The 24,718-nt window shown below is 43.9% G+C and carries 24 protein-coding genes; 7 read left to right on the forward strand and 17 right to left on the reverse strand.

The genetic code is table 11. The features are described 5' to 3' along the window. Positions 1-463 precede the first annotated feature (463 nt). Positions 464-754, reverse strand: a complete 291-nt coding sequence (locus tag ACRRQV_RS07035; protein WP_432529098.1) for a hypothetical protein — start codon at positions 752-754, stop codon at positions 464-466. Positions 755-849: 95 nt separating this feature from the next. Between ACRRQV_RS07035 and ACRRQV_RS07040 the strand changes: the two genes are divergently transcribed. Then, positions 850-2,208, forward strand: a complete 1,359-nt coding sequence (locus ACRRQV_RS07040; protein WP_432529100.1) for an LA2681 family HEPN domain-containing protein — start codon at positions 850-852, stop codon at positions 2,206-2,208. A gap of 565 nt (positions 2,209-2,773) precedes the next feature. Here the strand turns inward: ACRRQV_RS07040 and ACRRQV_RS07045 are convergent. The 4 genes from ACRRQV_RS07045 to lexA form a co-directional block, all read right to left on the reverse strand. Then, on the reverse strand, positions 2,774-3,064 hold the full coding sequence (locus ACRRQV_RS07045; protein ID WP_432529102.1) for a type II toxin-antitoxin system RelE/ParE family toxin: 291 nt from the start codon (positions 3,062-3,064) through the stop codon (positions 2,774-2,776). After that, positions 3,064-3,357 carry a type II toxin-antitoxin system RelB/DinJ family antitoxin gene (locus ACRRQV_RS07050; RefSeq protein ID WP_432529103.1) on the reverse strand — a complete coding sequence of 98 codons (294 nt, stop codon included), beginning with the start codon at positions 3,355-3,357 and terminating at the stop codon, positions 3,064-3,066. The genes ACRRQV_RS07045 and ACRRQV_RS07050 overlap by 1 nt, the downstream gene beginning before the upstream one ends. A 369-nt stretch (positions 3,358-3,726) precedes the next feature. After that, positions 3,727-3,918, reverse strand: a complete 192-nt coding sequence (locus ACRRQV_RS07055) for a hypothetical protein (RefSeq protein WP_432529105.1) — start codon at positions 3,916-3,918, stop codon at positions 3,727-3,729. Between the two features lie 31 nt (positions 3,919-3,949). Further along, positions 3,950-6,382, reverse strand: coding sequence for a transcriptional repressor LexA (lexA, locus tag ACRRQV_RS07060; protein ID WP_432529107.1), 2,433 nt, complete (start codon positions 6,380-6,382; stop codon positions 3,950-3,952). Between the two features lie 293 nt (positions 6,383-6,675). Between lexA and ACRRQV_RS07065 the strand changes: the two genes are divergently transcribed. The 6 genes from ACRRQV_RS07065 (at position 6,676) to ACRRQV_RS07090 (ending at position 9,793) form a co-directional block, all read left to right on the forward strand. Continuing rightward, entirely contained in the window at positions 6,676-6,855 is a 180-nt protein-coding gene (locus tag ACRRQV_RS07065) for a hypothetical protein (RefSeq protein ID WP_432529109.1), read from the forward strand. Then, complete coding sequence (locus ACRRQV_RS07070; RefSeq protein WP_432529111.1) at positions 6,852-8,270, forward strand: amidase; 1,419 nt, start codon at positions 6,852-6,854, stop codon at positions 8,268-8,270. Before ACRRQV_RS07065 ends, ACRRQV_RS07070 begins: the two co-directional genes overlap by 4 nt. A 44-nt stretch (positions 8,271-8,314) precedes the next feature. Beyond that, a complete protein-coding gene (locus ACRRQV_RS07075) occupies positions 8,315-8,491 on the forward strand; it encodes a hypothetical protein (protein ID WP_432529113.1) in 177 nt (58 codons plus the stop codon). A gap of 292 nt (positions 8,492-8,783) precedes the next feature. Further along, positions 8,784-9,104: a PadR family transcriptional regulator gene (locus ACRRQV_RS07080; RefSeq protein ID WP_432529115.1), complete on the forward strand. Its 321-nt coding sequence runs from the start codon at positions 8,784-8,786 to the stop codon at positions 9,102-9,104. A 15-nt stretch (positions 9,105-9,119) separates the two neighbouring features. Continuing rightward, positions 9,120-9,473 (forward strand): DUF1048 domain-containing protein, encoded by a 354-nt coding sequence (locus ACRRQV_RS07085; protein ID WP_432529117.1) that lies wholly within the window; start codon positions 9,120-9,122, stop codon positions 9,471-9,473. Further along, positions 9,470-9,793, forward strand: a complete 324-nt coding sequence (locus tag ACRRQV_RS07090; RefSeq protein WP_432529119.1) for a DUF1048 domain-containing protein — start codon at positions 9,470-9,472, stop codon at positions 9,791-9,793. The genes ACRRQV_RS07085 and ACRRQV_RS07090 overlap by 4 nt, the downstream gene beginning before the upstream one ends. Before the next feature lie 416 nt (positions 9,794-10,209). On the opposite strand, the gene ACRRQV_RS07095 is transcribed toward ACRRQV_RS07090, so the two are convergent. The 12 genes from ACRRQV_RS07095 to ACRRQV_RS07150 all read right to left on the reverse strand — a co-directional run bounded on the left by ACRRQV_RS07095 (position 10,210) and on the right by ACRRQV_RS07150 (position 24,713). Beyond that, entirely contained in the window at positions 10,210-11,262 is a 1,053-nt protein-coding gene (locus ACRRQV_RS07095; RefSeq protein ID WP_432529121.1) for a WD40/YVTN/BNR-like repeat-containing protein, read from the reverse strand. 202 nt (positions 11,263-11,464) lie between these two features. Next, the gene (locus ACRRQV_RS07100; RefSeq protein ID WP_432529123.1) at positions 11,465-12,502 is read right to left on the reverse strand and encodes a hypothetical protein; all 1,038 of its coding nucleotides are present in this window, start codon (positions 12,500-12,502) and stop codon (positions 11,465-11,467) included. Between the two features lie 12 nt (positions 12,503-12,514). Next, positions 12,515-13,321 carry a hypothetical protein gene (locus ACRRQV_RS07105; protein WP_432529125.1) on the reverse strand — a complete coding sequence of 269 codons (807 nt, stop codon included), beginning with the start codon at positions 13,319-13,321 and terminating at the stop codon, positions 12,515-12,517. Between the two features lie 932 nt (positions 13,322-14,253). After that, the gene (locus ACRRQV_RS07110; RefSeq protein WP_432529127.1) at positions 14,254-16,251 is read right to left on the reverse strand and encodes an acyltransferase family protein; all 1,998 of its coding nucleotides are present in this window, start codon (positions 16,249-16,251) and stop codon (positions 14,254-14,256) included. Positions 16,252-16,642: 391 nt separating this feature from the next. Next, the gene (locus tag ACRRQV_RS07115) at positions 16,643-16,786 is read right to left on the reverse strand and encodes a hypothetical protein (RefSeq protein ID WP_432529129.1); all 144 of its coding nucleotides are present in this window, start codon (positions 16,784-16,786) and stop codon (positions 16,643-16,645) included. Positions 16,787-17,388: 602 nt separating this feature from the next. Further along, complete coding sequence (locus ACRRQV_RS07120; RefSeq protein ID WP_432529131.1) at positions 17,389-17,973, reverse strand: competence protein ComK; 585 nt, start codon at positions 17,971-17,973, stop codon at positions 17,389-17,391. A 1,082-nt stretch (positions 17,974-19,055) separates the two neighbouring features. Beyond that, a complete protein-coding gene (locus ACRRQV_RS07125; protein ID WP_432529133.1) occupies positions 19,056-19,580 on the reverse strand; it encodes a hypothetical protein in 525 nt (174 codons plus the stop codon). Between the two features lie 175 nt (positions 19,581-19,755). After that, positions 19,756-20,925, reverse strand: a complete 1,170-nt coding sequence (locus ACRRQV_RS07130; protein ID WP_432529135.1) for an aminotransferase class I/II-fold pyridoxal phosphate-dependent enzyme — start codon at positions 20,923-20,925, stop codon at positions 19,756-19,758. Positions 20,926-20,945: 20 nt separating this feature from the next. Then, complete coding sequence (locus ACRRQV_RS07135) at positions 20,946-21,596, reverse strand: acetyltransferase (protein WP_432529137.1); 651 nt, start codon at positions 21,594-21,596, stop codon at positions 20,946-20,948. Further along, positions 21,593-22,204 carry a sugar transferase gene (locus ACRRQV_RS07140; protein WP_432529492.1) on the reverse strand — a complete coding sequence of 204 codons (612 nt, stop codon included), beginning with the start codon at positions 22,202-22,204 and terminating at the stop codon, positions 21,593-21,595. The genes ACRRQV_RS07135 and ACRRQV_RS07140 overlap by 4 nt, the downstream gene beginning before the upstream one ends. A gap of 88 nt (positions 22,205-22,292) precedes the next feature. Then, complete coding sequence (gene wecB / locus ACRRQV_RS07145) at positions 22,293-23,393, reverse strand: non-hydrolyzing UDP-N-acetylglucosamine 2-epimerase (RefSeq protein ID WP_432529139.1); 1,101 nt, start codon at positions 23,391-23,393, stop codon at positions 22,293-22,295. A 42-nt stretch (positions 23,394-23,435) separates the two neighbouring features. Then, complete coding sequence (locus ACRRQV_RS07150; protein WP_432529494.1) at positions 23,436-24,713, reverse strand: nucleotide sugar dehydrogenase; 1,278 nt, start codon at positions 24,711-24,713, stop codon at positions 23,436-23,438. Positions 24,714-24,718 lie beyond the last annotated feature (5 nt).

Here is a 24,718-nt window from a genome sequence, read left to right on the forward strand (position 1 = left end):
ATTGCCCATTAAACTGGAAATAGATAGTCTTTTTCTATCATAAAAAAGAAATAATTACAGGACTATAAAAGACCGATAAATTTAACTAGCCCTCCGCCGAATTACGACCTAATCGATGCGAATTACGACAAACCGGGCTCGAGTTACGCCCAAAATCACGAGTTACGACGTATCCGGGTTGAATTACGACAAACGAACGGTGAGTTACGACAACTCGTGTCCGAGTTACGACAAAAAACCAAGGCCAAAACCTAAACCCAAATTGGAACTGCCCGCTCGCGCGGCCAGCTAAAAAACGCTGGGTGTCGCTGAATTACGACAAACGGCTCTCGAATTACGACATAATGCTCGTGAGTTACGACCAACTCATTCCGAATTACGACCTGCAGCTCGCGAGTTACCACAAACGGCCGCTGAGTTACGCCCTACCTGTTCTGAATTACGACATTCCCTTCCCGCACGATCAACTGCCACGAGCTTTTCCGCCCTTTCGCATTTCGCTCCAGCGAAATGCATCCATCATTTTTTTAGCTAACTTATTTTTCTTCACTTCCTGCTCAAAACCAAAAGACTGATTGGTACTCCCCGCGCGCCTCCTGTCAAAAAGAGAGACATTTCTCCTGCCAATATTTTCTTCATGAAGTTTACGCTCCTTAACAAGCACTCTTCGCATTTCTACCTGCATTCTTGAACCCTTTACATGCATTTCCATCTCTTCTACATGAAGTTTTCGAAATTTAACAAGCACTTCCAAATCCGCCGACACCTAACAAGGATGAACCTTCCACTTCTTTCCTATACAATAGATATATCAAAACGAATCGACAGCATAATTCCAGGAGGGTTCCCATGGCGACATTAAATGACATTATCCAATCCGATAATTACGCTCAATTTGAGACGAACGAAGTCTATCAGGCAGCACAGCTGCTTTTGCAGCAGTTTCAGAAGACGAACCAGGAACCGGAAAAACTCGAGAAACTGATCGATCACTTGAAAAAGCAGCTTGAAGGCCAGGCGGCGTATCCGCTTGCGGTGCTGCTCGAATGCGGCCAGCTTGGCATTCGCCATCAGCTGCTGAAGGAATGGAACAGCCCACTCAAGCAGCGCCAGCTGTTTTTGTTTGAAAGCATTCATTTCCAGTTCCGCGGCAAAGTGCCGCCGATTATTTGGAATCAAATCTGCTTGAATTATGCTGAGACGCTGATTCACTTGGGCCGCTCCATCGAAGGGCTTCAAGTGGTCGAGGAAATGATTGAAGCGGACGATGATCCTGCGTTTTCACGAAAAGAAGGCGAACGGGGATGGGGTCTCGTGTTTTATTCCGCGTTTCTGCGGGATCCGGTTGAGAAGGCTGAGGCGCTGCATGCCGCTAGAAGTTTGCTGCGGCGCTCGCATGAGAAAATCGACGACGAAAGCGGCCGCGCGTTTTACGCGGAACGCTTGAAGCTTGCGGAGACGATGCTGAATAAACTCGGGCCAGTCGATGTGACAGGCTACAAACCGAACTTCTTTGATGGCCGCGAGAAAGACTACCGCGACTGGTGTGCAGAACACAAGCTGCTGCTGAATGGCACAAATGAAATCGATCCGGGGCGCATGATGAAAGTCGACGCGCTCCGCTACAAGCCAAAAGGCGTTGACAAAAATCAGGACGCTTTCCTCATCCGCCATATGGATGCACTGGTTTCTGAATACACGGCACTTCGCTGGACGCTGTTCGAAGCGCTCCACCAAAAAGCAGAGGAGCCGAATAAAACCGAACAGCTGAAGAACGTCTTCCGGCAAGCCTTTTCGCTGTTCGATAAAATTGCATCTTTCCTGAATCACTACTACAAACTCGGCGTGCCCGAACAGCGCCTAAGCATGCAGCGCATCTGGTTCGAGGACGACCATCCGACCAAACCGCTCAAGCCTTTCATCCGGGACTCCGAAAATGGCGCATTAAAAGCCCTCTACTGGCAGTCGAAAGAGCTGTTCGGCTACGAAAAATCAGAACAGCAAAGCATCCTGATGCTCCGTGCGTTCCAGCTGCGCCAACAGTTGGAAAAAAGTTTCGTGCAGGTCATCAACACGCAACAAGAAGTGGCCACAGAAGGCGAACTCCGGAAGCACCAAATGACGCAAAAAGAACTCGAACGCCTGGCGATGCTGATGGCGTCGAGAGCAAGAAATGGCTTGATGTACTTGGGCTTTTCACTTGGATGATGGGGAAGAGCACGGTCCGCAATTGAGCGGACCGTGCTCTTTTTTTGGTTGATGGTGTTAACCTTGCTTACTGAATTACGACGTAGCTGGGGCGAGTTACGACGTATGAGTTGTGAATTACGACATGCGCCACTCAAATCACGACGTAACCTGGGCGAGTTACGACTTATGCCCCTCGAATTACGACAAACTTCCACTGAGTTACGACCAAACCCCAAATTGGAACTGCCCGCTAAAGCGGCCAGCTAAAAAACGCTGGGCGTCGCTTAATCGGACGTCATGAGTTACGATAAACTAGTCATGAATTACGACATATCAGCATTGAGTTACGACCTATGCTCAACGAATTGCGACTAACCCACTCCGAGTTACGCCCTACATTCCTCGAGTTACGACAAACCCTACAGCTGCTCACCACATTCTTCATATGGAGTTGACCACAAAAAGCAATTCCAACTCTTACACGATTCCATAAACGAAGAAAGCCGCAGCAAGTAACCTTTAAGGTTTCTAGCTGCGGCTTTCTTTGCCTGCCAACATAATCTCTCTGTATCGTGAACCTGCCTTAAAACAAATCGGCATGTGTTCCTGTTCTAATAAACACCACCAAATTTTCCGCCGGATAAAATTTATAAATTAAAAGCCAATCGCTATTTCGTCCGCTAATGTGGCATTCCCAGCAATCGCGGTACTCTTTTGTCGGATGCAGCTTATGAGCCCGGTATACTTCTTCTGGAAGCTCGACCTCTTCTTCAATCATCTTCATAACTGTTTTCAACTCATCCATGTCATAATTGCGTCTCTTTAATCGTTTAAGATCTTTCCTAAATTGAGTGGGAAAATCCACTGACAACATTACTCTTCTTCCCCTAGCACTTCATTGAATAAATCATCTACTGACTTGCTTCGATTTATAACGCCATTTTTAACCATTTCATCTGATTGCTGAATCGCATTCAAGGTTTCTTTATTAAAACGAGCTTTTGTTGGCTGGAAAGGCAAACCATTTTCCGCGATAACCTGCCGCAAGAATACATTGATTGCGGTACTCGTATCCATTCCTAAATCATTCAATACTTCTACTGCCTGATTTTTAACATCTTCATCAACCCGAACTTGAACAGTGGCTTTTTTTGTTTTTGTAACCATTTAAAATGCCCCCTTCGCTCTACTTAAAATTATAACGGATTGTAATGACGACAGCAATACATTTGCATTACAATTTAATGAATGAAATGTCATTAAATTAAGTATGTTTTTATGCTACGCATTATTGTAAGGGTCAATTACGACCAATCGGGTACGAATTCCGCCCTTCGTCTCCCTAGTTACGTCATACACTCCCTGAGTTACGACAAACAGCTATTGAAATGTGACCTCTTCCTGCCCTTTCGCATTTCGCCTTGGCGAAATGCATCCATCAATCTTTTAACTCACCTAATTTTCTTCACTCCCTGAGCAATTTCAAATTGGAACTGCCCGCTAAAGCGGCCAGCTTAAAAAACGCTGGTCATCGCTTTAAATCTCAGAAATTCCCCACTGGAAATATTTACTTCGTGAAGTTTTCGCATTCTTACCTGCATTATTCACGTTTCTACCTGCACTTTCCATATCCCTACCTAACAAATCGCTCGCTCTACCCGCAATCCCTCCATCTCTACCTGCAATCCCCAAAATCCACACAAAAAAAGACGCAACCCAATCAGCCATTTCCAGCCAATCCGATCACGCCTCGACCTATCTATTTCTTCAAAACCCCGATAACACGTCCGTTAATATACACATCTTCACTGCGCATCATAATCGGCTCATAGCTCGGGTTTTCCGCCACTAATAAAATCTCGCTGCCCATCGGCATGTATTTTTTCATCGTCGCTTCGCCGTCAATGACCGCGATGACGATGTCGCCGTTTGATGCAGAATTTTGGCGGTGGACAATCACGATATCGCCTTTGTCGATGCCGGCGCCGGTCATGCTGTCGCCGGTGACGGTCAATGAGAACGTCTCACTCGGAGACACCACCCACTCGCGCGGCAAGACATGCATCGTTTCGTACGATTCAGTTGCGAGCGTCGGAAGGCCGGCCGCAACGTTTCCGACGAGCGGCACTTCTACCATTTCGTGCACTTGCAGCAACACATCTTGTCCCGCTTCTTTCACTTCAATGTCGCCACCTGAATCTTGATCTTCCGCATACTCATACTGCCGGCCGTTCTTGAAATTCATATACACGCGCCGGCTTTTCGTATCCGGCAAAAACTGCGCGCGGCATTTCGGCAAGTCCTGTACTTCTTCGCCTTGCCGGTCGATGATTTTCACTTCCAGCCCATCGGTCGCGATGCCATAAAATGCACGGCTTTCCGCTGCCAGATACGACTTTACTTGCGTCACCGCATCTTCAATGCCACTGCCGAAGCGTTTCACTTCTGCAATGATATAAGGACGCTCTTCCCCGTCAGAATGCACCATCACTCCAATGTCGCAATAGCCTTTTTTCGAAAACTGCTGCACCGGAAATTCCAGCTGCATCAATTCATACGGATAGCCATAGGTTTCATTCAACTCGCGCATGAGCCACTGCCGGGTCCGCTCTTCTTTCGAATGCAGATCGATAAGCCCTTCCGTCAACCGGTAATCCGTCATGCTGATCGATTCGAACGGGCGCAGCGACGCGTCTTTGGTCATCCGCAAATGGCGGAAGTCAATTTCTTTAATAAAACTGGACGGCTTTTTCACCGACGACATGTACAGCAGCTCATTGGCCCGCGTCATGCCGACGTATAACAATTTGCGCTCATCCGACTCTACTGTCTTTTGGTCCTCTGCGTCCGCATACAAATCCTGCGGAATCAACCCGCTGTTCAAATCGATGAGAAAAATCACTTTAAACTCCAGCCCTTTGATCGAATGCATTGTCACGAGCTTCACTTTATCCGATTCAAAATCCGGATCGTGGCTTTGCAGCACCTCACACGGAATGCCCGCTTTGTCCAAATCAATAGCTGCGCTTTCAATATTGCGGTTGCTGCGTGCCACAATGCACATATCTGACAGTGCATAATCATTTTTCAACCTATTGATTTCATTCGCCAAAAACTGAATTTGCTGCTGCGGCGTCAAAAAGAACCGGTAAATCGGCGGATGGCCGTGGCGGTCAATCAAAGCCGGTTTGACGAAATCGACATTCGACTGAATCGTTTCGTCCGCTTCGATCAAATGAAATGCCGCCGTCGAAATTTCCGTCGTCGTCCGGTAATTCTTGCTGAGCGTCCTCGATTTTCCGCTCATGTCAAATCCGATCGTCGTATAGGGCCGGCCTTTTCCGAGCCACGACAGCGGGTAAATGCTTTGCGTATTGTCCGCCACAAACATAAGCGACGAATGCGCTTTTTCCTTATACAGTTCTTTCAAAAACTCCAGCTGAACGCGCGTCAAATCCTGACTTTCGTCAATGATGATATGCGTGTAAAGGCCCGAATCGCTCCGGCGAACTTCCGTCAGCGCCTGCAGGTTCATCTGCTTGAACGTCACGAACCCTTCTTTTTCAAGCAGCTGCCAAAAAATTTGCGACACTTCAAAAATGGCCGCACGCGTTTGGGAATTCTTCAACAATTTCTGCGGCGTCCCGCTATTGCCCGATGCCCGGCCGATGCGGTCCACCGCTTGATACGTCTCCACATCTTCCATGGCACACGAATAAATCCATTCCACCTCATCTAGCAGGAATTTGCTGTTTTTCGGCGACAGCATTTTCAAATCCGGATAAGATTTTTTCACTTCATGAATCGCTAAAATCATCGTTTTATGTATCTTTTCGATAGAAGCAATTTCAAGCTTTTTGCCGGTCCGTTTTTGGTATTTCTTAAACGCCTTATACATCAAGCTGTCGATTGTCACAATCTCCACATCTGCATCCGACGCAAAAAAGCGCTCCGCTTCCTCCTGCGCACTATCCGCCAACCGCTCGTACTGGTGCTTAATGTAATGAAGCAAAGTCTTGTTATACGTAACCAGCAAAATCCGATCATCTTCTTCGTGGCAATAATGATCCATCAAAAACTGGATCCTCCGTATGGCGACCGTCGTCTTCCCAGACCCCGCCACCCCTTTTACCAGCATCGGCCCTGTGGGCTCCAGCTCCACGATCCGGCGCTGCTCTACATTTAGCTTCATCTTTTGCACCCCTGTCTATTTACAACTTCTACCTATATTTTAAGAATATTGGCATATAATAGCAAGGGCAAATACGGATATAAGCAGCGTAGGCTAGGCCAATCAAGTCAAACGGGCTCAAATCGTTTTCCACATAGGGATGCGATTCCAAGTTTATGGGCAGAACCGGCCGTCCACTGTTCATCTCATTATTTTTTAAATAGACAAAATATTCTAACTAATATGGTAAAGTAGATAATATCATCTTAGTTCTTACATAATCTTTCAACCTAATTTGAATGGGAGGAAAAAGAATGGAACAGAACATTTTAAAAATCCTGAAAGACAAAGGAATCGACGTACCGGCGCACCATGAGGAAATGTTGGTGAATCAGTGGGCTGTATTCGAAAAAATGCGCGCAACAGTGGACCAAGCAGCGCTTGCCGACTACGACATCGGCTTGACCCATGTGCCGGGAGGTGATGGGAAATGACGCAGGACTTAGCGAAACAATCGATTGGTGAACTGGCTCCGCTGTTGAAAAACAGAGACATTTCCCCGGTTGAGTTAACAGAAGCGGTGTTGAAAAATGTCGACCAATACGACGGCCACGTGAATTCTTATATCGAAATTCAAGCCGAAGGAGCGAGACAGGCGGCAAAAGCGGCAGAAAGCGAAATGGCAAACGGTCATTACCGAGGTCCCCTGCACGGCATCCCGATGGCGTTGAAAGACATTATGTATTTCAAGGGCGAAACAGCCACCATGGGCTCCGGCATCCACCGAAATTTTGTGCCTGATTATGATGCAACGGTCGTATCCAAGTTGAAAACAGCAGGTGTGATTTTTACCGGTAAGCTGAACATGCACGAGTATGCCTGGGGTGCAACGACCACCAATCCGCATTTCGGTGCTTGCCGCAATCCGTGGGACCTCAGCAAAATTCCGGGCGGGTCAAGCGGCGGTTCCGGAGCCGCCGTTGCCGCCGATATGGCCATCGCCTCTCTCGGAACCGATACAGGCGGCTCCATCCGGATTCCCGCTGCCAGCTGCGGCATTATCGGGTTGAAACCGACCCACGGCAGAATCTCAAAGTTTGGCTGTTTCCCTCTGGCCTGGAGCCTCGATCATATCGGACCCATGACCAAGACGGTCTATGATGCCGCGCTGCTGCTGGAAACCTTGGCCGGCTATGACCCGCAAGATCCAACTTCTGTCAACAAGCCGAACAAAATTTACAGCGGAGGGCTATCCCACGACTTGAAAGGCAAAGTGATCGGCATCAATGAAGAGTACTTTTTCCGCAATGTCGACAAACGCGTCGATGAAGCTGTGCGAAACGCGATAAACGAATTGGTGAAGCTCGGGGCACGGATTGAACCGGTTAAAATTCCGTCGCTTTCGCAAGCGGAATATGCCGAACTCGTCACCATTACATCTGAAGCCAGCGCCATCCATCACCAGAATTTGATCAAGCATCCCGAAATGTTTGGAGAAGATACCCGCTTCTTGCTGGAGTTTGGTGAATTGGTGACGGCCGTGGATTATTTGCAAGCCCAGCAAATCCGCCGGAAACTAAGCAATGAGTTTGCGCAGGCATTTGAGCAAGTAGATGTCATCATCAGCCCCACGCTGCCGTTCTTGCCGCCGCTGATCGGCGACAGCACGGTAGACATCAACGGCCAAACGCTGAGTTTCCTGGATGAAGTGATCCGCTTTACGGGCCCTGGAAACTTAACCGGGTTGCCGGCTTTGAGCATTCCATGCGGCGTGCGCGACGGCTTGCCGATTGGCTTGCAGATCATGGGCCCTGCATTTGAAGAAGAAAAAGTATTGAATGTGGCCTATGCCTTGGAGAACCTTCAGTTGATGAAAGGCAAAAAACCGGATCTGCTTACCGTCTACTGAATGAAGAACCCGCTTTAAACAGTGGGAAGCGGCTGTCCGTATTATTGAAAGAATCTCTTAACAAACCCCATCCGGCGATTTTCGCAATCGCCGGATGGGGTTCTTCGCGTTCTTCACCTATTCATACACTTCGCAACGACCATATGGAACTGTCCGCTAAAGCGGCCAGCTTAAAACCAAAACAAATCTTGCAGCATCCTCCAACTAGCCGGATCAGCTAGCTTCATGAATTACGACAAACGCGAATTGAATTACGACATAACCTCCATGAGTTACGACCAATCACCCCCGAATTAAGACATCCCCCCATGAATTACGACAAACTTCCTCTGAATTACGACCTACCGCTCTCGAGTTCCTACTTTTACCATCCTCTACGTAATAAAGTTGCCTCTATCAAACTATTTACACTTGCAAAATCAACTAGTTAGTATTACTATATACTAGTAATAAGTATTACTTAATAACAAAGATAAAACGTACTAAAAATCAGAATCTAAACAGGTGATCCCAATGGAAAACATTACAGAAATGCTAAAAGGCGTACTCGAGGGCTGTGTGCTAGAAATTATCAGCCGCGGAGAAACGTACGGCTATGAAATTACGCGGCAGCTGCGGGAACTGGGCTTCACGGATGTCGTCGAAGGCACGGTTTACACGATTACAATGCGGCTTGAGAAAAACAAACTCGTAGACATCGAGAAAAAGCGATCCACAGTGGGACCGCCGAGAAAGTTCTATACGCTCACCGAAGCTGGCCAGGAGCAGCTTGAACTTTTTTGGAAAAAGTGGAACTTCATATCCATGAAGCTAAGCGACTTACAAGCAAAATAGAAAGGAGAAATAGCGATGAATTTTTTAGAAAAAATAACCGGAAGCGATATGACAAAAGAAATGAAAGCATTTGAAGAACGGGCAAAACTTTTGCCGGCAGACTACCAAGCAGCTTGGAATAAAATCATGAACCACCTCTGGATTTACGGAGATTTCACCGGCCGCAACTTGATGCCGATTTTGGATCATGCCCTTGAACTTCTCGAAGTCACGTCTGCAGACGGCCAAAGCGTTAATGAAGTACTCGGAGATGACATCAAAGGCTTCTGCGCAGCACTTGTCGGCGAGGAAGGCTCAAAAACGTACCGGGACAAATGGCGTGACCAACTCAACAACAACGTCGCACGAAAATTAGGAGGGCTATCATGAGCATCAAAAAATTGATCGAAGAAAAAAAAGAATGGCGAGCCCATGTGGCGCGGGTCAAAACACTTCCGCACGATTACCAAATCGTCTACAAAGAAATCCAAAAATACCTCTTCAAAGTCGGCCCTGTGGAATTAAATGAAGGCACCGGCCTCCTCTCCGAAATTCTCGCCTTCTTCGAAGAAGGCGCCGCTGCCGGAAAAGGTGTATTGGCAGTCACGGGAACCGATGTCGCTGCCTTTTGCGATGCGCTAATTGGTGACTCCTCCACGTACGCGGATATCTACCAGGAATCGATCAATAAAAAATTCGATAAGGCTTAGCTGGCAAAAAGCCTAATTCCCCTTTATAGCTGAGAGGAAATAGGCTTTTTCATTTCAAACTATTATAGTAGGAGTGAGTTACGACCAAATCCTAGCGAATTACGACGTACCACTCCTGAGTTACGACGTATCGCTCTCGAATTACGACCAACTCCTCACGAGTTACGACGTATCCCCTCCGAATTCCGCCCTATGCTCCACGAGTTACGACAAAACCCAAAAAACCTAATTGGAACTGCCCGCTGAAGCGGTCAGCTGAAAACCGTGGGCTTCGCCGAGTTACGACAAACAAGCAGTGAATTACGACATATCGCTCTCAAATTACGACCAACTCCCAGCGAGTTACGACCTATCCCCTCCGAATTCCGCCCTACACTCCACGAATTACGACCATCCTTTCAATACCCACCTCATCTTCAACCCAACACCACCAAAAAAGAAGGATGCTGCCTATCATACTTCCCTTTCCACTCCAAGTCCAACTTGCGCCACTCTGAATCTTCCGGCCGCAACTGGTACAGCCCCTGGTTGTTCAAAGCATAAAAGACGCCTGGCTCTTTCGGGTCTGCCGCAAGCTCGTGGCTGTATGAACCTTCGCAAGGCAGTCCAGCAGCACATTCCTTCCACGGGCCATCCCCGGTTTTCCGGTAGACCGTGGAATATTGAGGATAAGCATGCGCTTGCTGGGCATTTTTTGAAGCGGACACGAGGCGGTCATCCGGGTTTTCCGGATGCAGCACCATATTGTACAAATAAGGATGCGCCTCCAACCCTTCGCTCTTGTACGTCCAGTTTGCTCCACCGTCTTCGCTTTCTGCATACGAATGCCCTTTATGCAGCAGGCCATCCCCAGCTGCCGCATAAAGCCGACCTGGTGCCTCGGGATGCGTCAGCAGCGTATGCGTATCAAGCGGACTCACCAATGGCCGGTCCTGCCAGGTCTTGCCGTGGTCAGTCGTTCGAATAAAAGCACCGAATTCAATCGATACATAAAGATGATTGTCATTCAGAAGACTCGGGGTAATCCACCGAACATGGTGTGTAAACGGACGCGGCGGAAATTGCCACGTATCTTTTGAAGGCAACAATTGAATGTTTTTGAACTCAGTCCATTTCACTCCTCCGTCTTCTGAACAATAAACAGCGCTCGGTTCGGTGCCCGCATAAACCACCGATTTCCGGTTCGGATGCACAGCTACAAAGGTAAGAAAAGGCGAACTTATGCCGTGCCCTTTTACGGATCCGTGATAACGGTTCGGCTGCCCGATTGCCCGCCAGTTTCTCCCGCCGTCCTCGCTTTTCCAAAGTCCGTTCCCGTAAGCCGCGCAATACAGCACCTGTTCGTCCTGTGGATCCACAGCCAAATGAACGGGCTGCGTCCCTTGCAAATGAGCGGATGCCGCAAACCCTTCAGTCGTTTCTTCGACAATCAGCAATTCATCCGCCATGCCTAAAAAGAATTTCCGCATGCCTCACCGCTTCCTTTCTGTAATTCTTCTTACAGGGGGAATTGCCGGATTCGATATTTACTAAACTTCGTGAGCCGATTGTCCGCTACTGAGATTCTATATTCAATAAAAAACTGCAGTCTATAATCTCGAAAGATTTTAGACTGCAGCTTCACTTCAACAATGCCGTTACGGGTAACGCTAGCTTTTCAAAACGCTAGCCTTAATTACTAATAACATTAACCGACGTAGTCGGACCTCCCTCTTCATCTGAAAAGAAGAAGATCTTGTAGTTTTCCATATAATAGTCGACAACGAAGCTTTGCGTTTCACTCTCATCCAAATAAGACCCTGACGGTTCACCGAGAATGCCGCTGATTTCTGCCGGTGTCATCCCGACATGGGTTCCGAACACGCCGATATTGGGATTGGCGATCATGAATCCCGTCACGGTTTCTGTAGCATCACCAAAATAATAGCCATCCTCGTTGTTAAAGACGACGAGCCTTGCCCCCATAAAATAATCATCATACGTTGGATCACCATAAGAACCTATCAATTCTTTAAGCGACGTGCCAATCGGGAAGGGCATATCCACTCCAGCTGTTGCTTCACTTGCCGCCGCTTCAGCTTGTTCCTCTTCCGCAGCTCTCATTTTCTCTTCTTCTATCGCTAATAATTTGTTCGCTCTATCCGTAGCAGCATTTTTAAAATTTTCCACTGTCTTTTTTTGTTTTGGTGTAAGAAGCGGATTTGCCAATAATTCTTCTGATTTCACAAGATAGAGTTCGTCAGGCATCGAATTCTCATCCTCAGGATTATACAACTCGCCCAACGCCGCAATCTTAGCATCCAGTTCTTTCAACTCTGCCACAAGACCGTTCAGCTTTTCTTCCGGCTCTTTCGCCATTCCTTCAATTAGCGCAAACTTGTCATCTGCTTTAAGCTGTTCCAAAGTATTAGCTGCAGTGTCTGTGTCCTTTTCATCCACTGCCGCCACAAATTTTTCGTACTTCTCTATTAGCCCCATACACTGTTTAGCTTCGGCATTTTTTGCATCCTCTAACAAAGCCAGCTTGAAATTGCTTTTAGCTTTTTCTAAATCCGCATCCGCCAAAGCCAACTTCCCTTGATCGATCGCTTCCTTCGCTACCGAAGAATCCACTTCTCTTCCCCCTGCTTTGCTTTCACTCGAAGAACACCCTGCCGCCATTAAACTCACAACCAGTAAACACACTAATAAAAATAACTTTTTTTTCATCCATTTCTCTCCTCACTCATAATCTCCAAAATCCTCAGGCAAGGCTTCATCAGCATAATAAATCCCATAAACAGCCCCAGCATCTTCCGGAGAATACATTGCCCCGAAAAGATTCTGATCAATTTCGGCCATATTTTCATAGGATGCATTTTCCAATAGAAAGACCTCGCTATAATCGACAATCTCTCCTGGCTTTAACGTGATCGTTCCTTCAACTGCTCTATTTGCCGCATTTGGGTCAATTCCGTAATGCTTTGTCGAGTCGTAGACATACAAATTCGCGGGATCGAAAGAAAGCTTTTTATCCGTTGCATTTTCCACTCGCACATAAGCGGTTTTATCATCAAGCGGACCATAGACAGTAAAAAACAAACCCCCATCAGCATTCAAAGGTATTGCATCTACCGTTGAAGCGGATAGAATGACGCTTGAAGAAGAACCGACCAGGTCCGGAAATTTATTCTCCAGATCAAGCTGCACCGCAACGGAATCCTCTTTGACTTTTGCATCCCCCAAATAACGCATTTCGTATTCTTCTAGATTAATCGCTGCTCCCGCTGGTTTTTTCCCCGACATATCAAAAGAGCCAAAAACATAAGCCAGCTCATATGGTTCTAATGCTACGTCGAAAGGTTTTCCATCAGCGCCGACAAAGTCGATTGCGATGTCAAACTTTGCATCGCTCGCCTTTTTGTACAAGGCAAAATCACCCTCGTTCACTACCGCCACTCTATCGCCAGAATTTTCCAAGGTAATAAAAGCATCAAGATAGCCGTAGTCGTTTAAGGCATCTGTTGGTACATGAACTTCGAATGCCACTGCCCTCAGTTCCGTTTTTCAGGAGCTTTTCACATTTTCTTTCGTGTTGCATGCTGCCATTGCCAATAAAACCACAACCACTACCGCTATCTTTTTCACTGGCTCATTCTCCTCTTCGCTAAGGCAGATGAAAGCTATCTATCAAAACAAGGATGAATTTCTAATAAATCCCTTTATCTCACGATTATAAGGCTTTCTATTTAGAATAAACAGTACTTTTTTACCAATAATTCACTAGAACTCTCCCTTCTTTTTTTACCGTTAAAAAAATCGTGCTGCTCAATACGACTAACCCGCATGGAATTACGACATAATCATCCCCAATTACGACCATCCGCCACTGAATTACGACATAAATTCCGAATTACGACCTTTGCACGCCGAGTTACGACCTAATCGCCCTGAGTTACGACCAACAAGCATAATCTCCCGACCCACCCCCAATTGGAACTGTCCGCTAGCGCGGTCAGCCAAAACAAGGCTGACGCCGTTCCAAAACTCCTAACTAGTTATGACCTAATCCACTCGAATTACGACAAACGAGAGATGAGTTACGACCAATCAGCTTTGAATTACGACAAACCATCTAGCCCTTCCGCATTTCGCGACTCGCGACTCGCGAAATGCATCCATCTTTCCCTCTCTATAGTTAGCTTCTCAGAACTTTCTTCACTCCCTCACCCAAACCCTAATTGGAACTGTCCGCTATTGCGGCCAGCTAAAAAAGGCTTACGCCGATTCCCTCTGAATTACGACGTAACCAGCTCGAATTACGACAAACCAGTCACGAGTTACGCCCAGCGCGCACTGAGTTACGACCAATACATCACGAGTTGCGACAAATGGTTACCGAATTACGCCCTATTCCCGTCCCCAATAAAAAAAGCCAAGCCAACAGCCCAAACAGGCCATCAACTCAGCTCCAAATCATCCTATTTCCTCAATGCCTCAAGCACAGGCTCTTCAAACACCGACGCAAAACTCCGGGAGAACGTGGCCGTTAAATGGTTGCTGTCAAAATGCGTGACGACATTGCCCACCACATAATGGCACGATTCCCCGTCGCAGAAATAATCCGTCAAGTCGATCGTCGTCGCACTTTCCGGCATGTAGTCCACTTGCGTCAGCGGGTTGACGTCGCGGATGACGTCGCTTTGTTTCGCTTTGCAGTTTTCCGGGTCGTCTGCATGTTCACCGAGGCATTTCAACACCACTTCGTCGTACCACGGCGTATCGCGCACCAAGAACAACGGCATGTCTTCATTTTCCGCAAATTTCCACGCGTCAATAAACCCGTCATCCACTTGATCAAACTTATCTTTCGTGCTGCCGACATCGCCGATGGTGAAAATCAAATCGGGCTTGTCTTTCACGAGTTCTTTTTTCACGTTCGCGAACCACTCGTCGCAGTCTTCATAAGGCGCACCGTTGTTTTCGGTAAATCGGCAATTGCCTTTTAAGTACGTGACGATTTTCAAATTGTGCGCTTTTGCCAGCTCCACCAGCATCGGCTGCCAGTGGGCGGAATGTGATCCGCCGACAAGCGCGACCGTGTAGTCATAGTCGGTCAGCTCGCCGTATTCGCAAAGCTTCGGCTCGGTTTTGCCTTTCCCGAGCAAGCATTTGTCTTCGTAAATCTCCGAGCGGTCCTGCTTCACAAACTCCAAGCTCGGCAAATAAGCTTCGTCAAATTCATTGGCTGGCGTCAAGCGGCCGTCGTCCAAATAATCAGCCGCTCCCGGATGCGTCGCAAAACTCTCGCCCAACAGCTCCGAGTTCATCGGATTGACCATATAGTTTTCCTGGTACGCAAATGTCGACATCCAGATCACGCCTGACAATACCACGATAACGCTGGCGGTCTTCCAGACGGACAGCTGCACATTCCGAATCGGCAGCTCAAAGCCGTAAATCGTCACATACGCAAAAATTGCGGCGACCAACATAATGGCTAAGCCATGCGGCAATGAAACCGTTTCGGTCTCAAACAATGCATAATAAAAAATCAACAGCGGCCAATGCCACAAGTAAAATGCATAAGAAATGCTGCCGAACTTCACCAGCGGCTTCCAGCTAAGCAGCCGGAATGCACTGAAGTTCGTGGAGTAATTCCCCGCTACAATGATCAATACCGCGGACATGACCGGCCAAAGCGCGGCGTACCCTGGGAATAGCGAAGACACTTGCAGCAAGATGCCGCAACTGATCAGTCCGATCAACCCGAGCCAGCCGAAGAACCAGGCCACTCGCGGCGACACCACCCGGTTGTGGATCGTCAGCGCCACAATCCCGCCGATGCCGAACTCCCACACACGGGTGAACGTATGGTAATACGCGACCGGCTGGTTGACTGCGGTTAAGTAAATCGAATAGCCAAACGAGGCAACCGCCAAAACCGAAATCACGACAATCAGCATGCGCTTGATGTTGTTGCCTGAGACAAAACGCAAGAGATTGATTGCCACAAAAAATACCAGCAGCCACACCAAATAAAACTGAAACTGAATGCTCAGCGCCCAAAAATGCTGGAACGGTGAAGCCGTATTGTTTTGTGCTAAGTAATCAACCGAATCGATCGACAGGCGCCAGTTTTGAAAATAAAACGCAGAAGCCAAAAACTCGCTGATGTTCTGCTGCTTATTGAAAACCGGCAATATGTATAAACTCGCGATGACCGTCGTAATGCCAATCAGCCACGCTGTCGGCAACAGCCGCTTCATCAATTTCACAATATAGGAGAAATACAAGATTTTTCCGTTTTTCCGGTACATCGACAATAGCGACGTCGTAATCAAAAACCCCGACACCACAAAGAAAACATCCACTCCGCCTGACACCCGATTAAACCAGATATGATAGATTGCTACCAACAACGCCGCAATGGTGCGCAACCCTTCCAATTCTGGGCGAATCCGCCTTTTCATTTCCATGAACTTCTGCAACTCCTCATCCTTAATAAACATATAACTATAATGATATCATATTGATAGTTTGCCATTTCATTTTCTGTAAAATAATTCTATTATCACAATTGCTCACCTAATTCTAAACGCTTGCACCATATAAGTAAATATATGGTTTTATTGTATGATTAATTTATGAAATGGCTATGCTTCCTTTATTAAATTTTAATAAAGTTCTCGCCAGCAAAATACAAAGCGCTACCCAACCAACGAATGAATCCGTCAGATGGATAGCGCTTTGATAAACTCCCCTTCTTATGTATAACAATCTTCTTGCTTTGGTTTCAGTATTCATGTAGGTTCTAAAAACTTCTATGTAAATAAAAAAAGCACTCCACATAGGAGCTGCCCTGTCTTGTTATTCTTCCACTTGTTCATCAGTAAAATCGACTTGCTCCACTAACCCTGTACCTTCTCTCAGCGCTTTCGCAAAATCGTCCTGGCTTTTGAAAAAGATAACTTGCTGGTCTCCCATTACTTTTACTTGGCTTGCGTTGTTCATCTTCTCTACCTCCTTAAATAAAGTTCCTCGAACAGAAAGTGGTGCTAATCTGATTGTTCCCTGAATACACACCACATTAAACCTTCTTCGCTCTCATTTCTCTCAAAAGAAGCGGGAATGGACATCCATCACCTCGAGTTACGACAAACTCCAAATGAATTACGACGTACCCCCTCCGAGTTATGACATACTGCCAGAATTACGACAAACCGTCCACGAATTACGACATAAGTCACTCGAATTACGCCTAACCCCCTCCAAATTACGACCAACCACGTCATTCCTTACCCTAACCCCTAAACCCCATAATGGAACTGTCCGCTAACGCGGCCAGCTAAAAGAAGGCTAACGCCTTATCTCCTTAAAACTTGATAGCTCTTGCTGAATTACGACGTAATCGCTATGAATTACGACAAATCCCTCACAAGTTACGACCTATCGCCCTCGAATTACGACAAAACCCCAATGAATTACGCCCTACCCTAATCGAATTACCACGAACCTCATCCATCCCCACAAAAAAGCCACACCCCAGAAACCTAAATGGTCCCAGAACGCAGCTCTCCTTCCATCTATTCACCTTACCCCACAATCACCCAAACTCACTTCCGCCGCCCGCCCTTCACGTAATTCAACGCATGCACGTCCTTCGTCAAATGATATGTACTCGCCGGCTCATTCACGAGATTGCCGAATGCCCGCTGGCGCTCCTGCATCTTATACCTCAGCTCGTAGGCGCGCTGGACCTTTTTGTCGAATGTGTATTTGCTGACGTGAACGATGACCGAACTGCCGTTGCTCAAGTTCACTTGCGTCCTTTTCTCGCCAAGGTTTACCGAATCGACGACATGCTGCAAGGAAAACCAGACGCAGTCTTCCCGCGACGGCGATGTGCAAGGGAAAAGAATAATGTCTAGTTCTTTGTTCAAGACGATCGGACTCATGCTGACATTTCCAAGCAACGCACCGGCTCCCACAATCGCGCCGCGGTGGCTCGATCCAAGATAGCGCAGGTTATGGTCGATCAAGTTAAACGGACTCATGCCAACCGTCGCAATCTCTTCACGGTTGCATAGCAGCGCATGCAAATTCCCGTTCTCGTCAAACTCCGGCAAAATGACCACCGTCTCCTGCAAAATCGCGTATTCTTTTTTCAATTTCACTGTTTGTTTTCGTTTCGTTCTCAATCGTTCTCCCCCTTTTTACTAAAAGCTTATTTTTTTCAATAAAAAAGGAGTATACTAACCTTAGTTGGTATACTCCAACTCGTTCTCCGGGTGTCGGTCGGCCAGACTAACACACCCGGGGATTTCTTTTTGTCCGCTTGCTCACATCTCACTCACCTCCTTAAAGCACCCAGTGCCTGAAAACCACTTTTTTTTAATAAAACCGGTGCCGCCCTCGCTCATTACCCATAACGGAGGGTCCTCCTTCTTGTTTTCAGCTGCGCAATACCCAGTTGTCTCTCTACACCAACGATCAAAGTCAGCTCTCTAACAGCTAACAGCCAAATCCTGAATCGCATTAATCCCCCAATATTAGCCATTCCTTCCAAACTAATCCCTATTACCTACTTAATTATATAGGCAACCCCATTTATTTGTCTAACTATTTTGAAATATTTTCTATCTAATATTTTTCTTTGCTTCACTGGATCATTTTTGTCTTATTTCTTTACAAAAAGATGGTAGTCATGCATTACTGCAACTAAAAAAATCGCAATCCACTGGACGAAAAACCAGTCCAATGGATCGCGCTTTAAAATTACGCTTCTTATGTAGGTCTTTTTAAGAAACTCCAAGAGATATTGGTTAAGACTCGGATAGGAGGGCGCCGGAAAAATGAAATCGGTCAAGATGATTTAATTACGAAAAAATAAAGCAAATAGGCGGCTCGGCATTGATGGTTCCGAATACGACGCAACCTGATTTCCCTGTATCTCCTTTTTAAAAGCACTCCCTAAATTTTGCCTATGTTCGCTTAATTATCACTACTTAAGTTTTCTAGTGAATATGCAAACTCACTATCTAAAACCCTGCTGCTTCTAGCTGTCGAACTTCTGCGTATTTCATGAATCTGTTCACTCCAATTTCCTCACTTTCAATAAACTAGCTGTAGCCTATTAAAAGTGTCATATTTGTTGGGAAATTGGTCAATCTTATTTGTGGAAAACTGCTCTGTCTTAATTGTGAAAAATTGCTCTCTCTAGTTTAGCGTTTACACCATTATTAGAATCGACAAATATTAATAAGTTTTTTCAAACAATGCATTAATATTTTGTTCTATAAGCTGGAAATTCATCTGCAGAAGCTCCCATATTGGCCTTGATACACAATTCTCTGTATATCTTCTCGTTCCAAATCTTTTTTCCTATACAATATTTAAAATTCCCTGTAACAATAGGTTGTTTATTCAAAAACAGCATAAATTCTTTTGTACACTGTATCTCATAATACTCACAGAAATCTACTGCGTTTAATAAGAAAGGATTAAAGTGGATAATTTCACTTACGATATTATTTTTTATACAGTACTCTTCAAACGCTTGGACAAAATCATATACTAAATCCCACTTCTCATCTTCTTGGCATTCGGCTATAACCGGACCACCGCAAACACCAGGAGTTATAAGGTCATAATAAGTAACTCCTTCAACTTTTAGCGGGATTTGTCTTTTTATGAATGTATGCTTAATAGTGCCGGAATTATGTTCATAGTTAAACACTTCATATTTATCCTTTTTTAAATTCCCCCCTTTTTGATCATAGTTCTGAAAGGTATGCAGGTTATCCATTATCCTAACCTCTTTTCTTCAATGAAATATTCTAAAAAGGAACCTTCATTTCCGCTTCAATCTTTCTTCTAAGAATAAGAGTAGTGCATAGAAGTTAAAAATGAGTAAAGATTTCAAAAAAATAAGCCAATCAATTAGTTAACTACTAATTGATTGGCTTATTTATATATAAATATTATTCTGCTGACTGAAATGAAGGTTTTTCTACTCCAATAACTTGCTTAATCTTGCTGATTACTTTCTCTTGCTGCTCTTGAGTCATATTCGAGCCACTAGGCAAGCATAAACCTTGCTCAAATAACCGTTCACTTACGATATCTTTTTCGTCGTGCGCATAGAATTTACATCCTTTGAATAATGGCTGCATATGAAGCGGTTTCCAAACAGGACGCGCTTCGATATTTTCTTTACTCAGCTCTTCTATTAGTTCATAAGGAGAAATCTTCACTTTAGATGGATCAAGTGTTAGAGTAGTCAGCCAGCGATTGCCATACGTATCTTCAAGTTCAGGCATGAAATTGAAACCATCAATTTCACCAAGTTCTTTTACATAACGATTGAATACGGATCTCCGCGCTGAAACCCGTTCACTTAATACTTCCAACTGCGCACGGCCCACACCTGCAAGGATATTACTTAAGCGATAGTTATAGCCCACTACACTATGTTGGTAATGAACCGCTGCATCTCTGGCTTGAGTTGCTAAGAAGCGAGCTTGTTTTAAAGCTTCTACATCATTAGAAACTAGCATTCCGCCACCGGAAGTGGTAATGATTTTGTTTCCATTAAAGGAAAAGACGCCAAACTTGCCGAATGTTCCACTTGGTTTTCCTTTATAAAAAGATCCTAGCGATTCAGCAGCATCCTCCACTATCGGAACACCATACTTGTCACATAAAGCTACCAATTCGTCCATCATTGCGCTTTGGCCGTATAGATTTACTATAATAACAGCTTTAGGCAACTTGCCGTTTTGTTTAGCTTCAGTCAACGCTTTTTCCAACGCCACTGGTGACATATTCCAAGTTGTTTCTTCCGAATCGATAAAAACTGGAGTTGCTCTAGTATAAAGAATAGGGTTTGCACTTGCAATAAAAGTAAGAGTCGAACAAAATACAGTATCTTCTTCCCCTACCTCTAACAATTGTAATGCTAGATGAATCGCAGCAGTACCTGAACTAGTTGCAGCTGCATCTGCCACTTCGACGTAATCTGCAATTTGTCTTTCAAAAGCATCAACGTTGGGACCTAAAGGAGCAATCCAGTTTGTAGTAAAAGCTTCTTCTATATAAGACTGTTCTTTCCCGCTCATGTGAGGGGAAGATAGAAATATTCGTTCTGACATAAGTGCAATCGCTCCTAATTTTATCGATTAACAGTATCCACTGCATTTTGTTCTTTTTTAATTACGCGAGCAGGAACTCCGACTACGGTTGAATAATCTTCTATATCTTCAATAACAACAGACCCAGCACCTATAGTGCTCCATGATCCGATTTTTTTCATAGGGATGACGGTAGCACCAGCTCCAATATGAACACCTTCGCCAATTTGAACTCCACCAGTCACCATTACACCAGGAGAAACATGGGAATAATCTCCAACAATGCAATCATGTTCAATTACAAGCCTAGTATTTAAAATAGCATGGTTCCCTATGACTGCAGCTGCATTCACTATTACACCAGGCATTACGACTGTTCCATGACCAACTGTAGCACTCGGGCTCACAATTGCATCTTTATGGATTACGGTAGCATACTGATTTTCTTCCAATGAAAGTCGCTTAACAATCTTTTGTCTGACTGAATTAGATCCAATAGCTACTATTACTTTAGCATCTCCATTTTCAAGAAGGACATGTACTGCAGTAGAAGGTCCAAACCAACAACCATCTTCTTGAAAAAGTTCTTTGTATTTATCATCAAGTCTCGCGATTACTTGGTTTCCAGTCGAATTAATATTATCGGAGATAACTTTCGCATGTCCGCTATCGCCGATCAAAATAATCTTCACTTTTCAGTCCCCCTAGAAGTTGCATTTCCTTCAAACGGAGTCATTGTGACATGCCCATCTTGTGAAACTCCTTCTGATTTAAAAACTTTAAGTACAGTCAAAAACAATATTTTCATATCTAGCCAAAATGATTGGTTTTCTACATACCACACATCATATTCAAACTTTTTCTCCCATGAAATCGTATTTCTTCCATTGACTTGAGCCCAACCAGTTATGCCTGGACGTACGTCATGACGCTTCAATTGGGTCTTATTATACAGTTCTAGATAGTGCATTAATAGAGGACGTGGACCCACAAAACTCATATCGCCTTTCAGCACATTCCATAATTGCGGCAATTCATCTAAGCTTAACTTCCTAAGTAATTTACCAAATGAAGTTAACCGAACATCATCTTGCAATAAAGCACCTTTATCATCTCTTTCATCCGTCATTGAGCGGAATTTATAAACATCAAATGGCTTACCTTCTAAACCAGGTCTTTGTTGTTTAAAAAGGACAGGCGATCCTATTTTCTTCTTAACCAGAAAAGCAATTAAAAGGATAGCCGGGGACAAGCTGATTAGTACAAGAAAACTTATAGTAAAATCAAATAACCTTTTCATATGTGGCATTTCTCTACTCTCTTGTAAAATTAAATAATTCTTTTTTCCATTAAATTTTTTTATGTGAATAATTCATCATCAGTGATTTTCAAATATTTTCTAATAATATATCCACAATTCTTTGACTTGAGAATCCATCCCCATACGGATTACTAGCTTTACTCATTCTTTCATACTCTTTTCTATCTTCTAATAACTGTTTAAAGGATAAATATATGGATTCTTCATTAGTGCCTACTAATTTTAATGTTCCAGCTGCTATTCCTTCTGGACGCTCTGTTGTATTACGCATAACCAATACTGGTTTCCCTAAACTTGGAGCTTCTTCTTGGATGCCTCCGCTATCGGTAAGAATTAAGTATGATTTTGATAGAAAGTTATGAAAATCAACTACTTCTAATGGTTCGATTATTCGAATTCTACTATGAGTTCCTAATATTTCGGATGCAGCATCTCTTATGACTGGATTCATATGGATAGGGTATATCACTTTAATATCAGGATTTTCAATTACTATTTTTTTAATAGCTCTAAACATATTTCTCATAGGATCGCCTTGGTTTTCTCTTCTGTGAGCAGTAATCATTATGAGTCTACTATCAGAAGCCCATTCTAGCTGGTTATGAGAATATTCTTCTCTAACAGTTGTTTTTAATGCATCGATTGCTGTATTACCAGTAACAAAAATAGAAGAAGCTTTTTTTCCCTCAGCTAACAAGTTTTCTTTTGACGTTTGAGTGGGGGCAAAATTATATGTTGCTACTATTCCAACTGCTTGACGATTAAACTCTTCAGGATATGGTGAATAAATATCGTATGTTCTAAGTCCTGCTTCAACATGACCTATTGGGATTTTTAAATAAAAACATGCTAATGCTGTAACAAAAGTTGTTGAAGTATCACCATGTACTAAAACTACATCCGGTTTCACTTCTTCTAAGACAACCTTCATTTTTTCAAGAATATTAACTGTTACGTCAAATAAAGTCTGTTTATCTTTCATAATTGACAAATCGTATTCAGGCACAATTTTAAAAACGTCTAATACCTGGTCTAACATTTCTCTGTGTTGACCGGTTACACAAACTACCGTATCTAAATTTTCTCTTAATTTAAGTTCTTGTACTAAGGGACACATTTTTATCGCTTCTGGCCGTGTACCAAAAACTGTCATTATTTTTTTATTCATTTAATCAACCAACTTTTACTTAATTTTTAAAAAATATCTTTGTTACAACAGGCTATTTATTCTGCATTTTTTTGCTAATGAACCTAAATTGCTAAAATTAATATAATTAATTGAAGAATTAACTATGTTTACGCAATCTTTAGTATCAAAAATAAGTTTATTTTTCATTTTACTTAAAATTAAATGCTCATCTAAACTTATAAATTCATTGTGATCTGTTAAAACAATCAGACACTCAGAATCTATTATTGCTTCTTCAAAACTGCCTAAATAAAAATTTACTTGTTCCTGTTTTACGTGTGGATCATAGAACCCTATATTATAACCTATATTTTGTAATAACTTTATAATATCCATAGCCGGACTTTCTCGAACGTCATCTATATTCCCCTTATAAGTCAATCCTAAAATCGAAATTTTAGCTGACTTATTAGGTACTAATTTTTTAATTTGTTCAACTACAAATTCCGGCATAGAATTGTTAATAGCTCTAGCACTGGAAATTAAAATTGAATCGTTTGGAGCTTTCTCAATAATAAAATATGGGTCTATCGCTAAACAATGTCCTCCTACTCCAGGTCCTGGAGAATGTAAATTTACTCTAGGATGATGATTCGCAAGTTTTATCACTTCTAACGCATCCAAATCTAATTCAGCAGAAATTTTGACTAACTCATTAGCCAATGCAATGTTTACATCACGATATGTATTTTCCATAAGTTTAGACATTTCAGCGCTTAAAGCAGAGGTTTTTAAAATAGAACCAGTCACAAATGATTCGTAAACTTCGGCAGCCTTCTCAGTAGATATGTTATTTATCCCACCAATAATCCTGTTATTTTCTACCAACTCTTTTATTATTTTCCCTGGTAAAACTCTTTCAGGACAATGGGCTAAAAATATATCATTACCAACATCCCATTGCTCTTTCGAGAAGATAGGTGCTACTACGTCATTAATAGTTCGTGGTGGAATTGTTGATTCTATTATAATAATATCTCCTTTTTTCACATATTGAACTATTGATTTTACTGCTTCAACTACAAAATCTAAATTGGCAGTATTATCTGCGTGATGAGGAGTAGGCACAGCAATTATGAAGCAATCTGCATCTTCAGCTTCAAATTTCGCTATCAAATTATCTTTGTTCACAGCATTACTAACTAATATTTCAAGACCCTGCTCTTCAATATGAATTTTACCTAAGTTAATTGCTTTAACTGCCTCTGTATTTATATCAACACCGACTACATTCCATCCATTATTTGCAAACATTGCTGCAGTAGGAAGACCTATATACCCTAAACCAATAACACACATTTTTT

The organism is Planococcus sp. YIM B11945 (genome assembly GCF_050864155.1).
In the GTDB taxonomy this organism is placed as follows: Bacteria; Bacillota; Bacilli; order Bacillales_A; family Planococcaceae; genus Planococcus.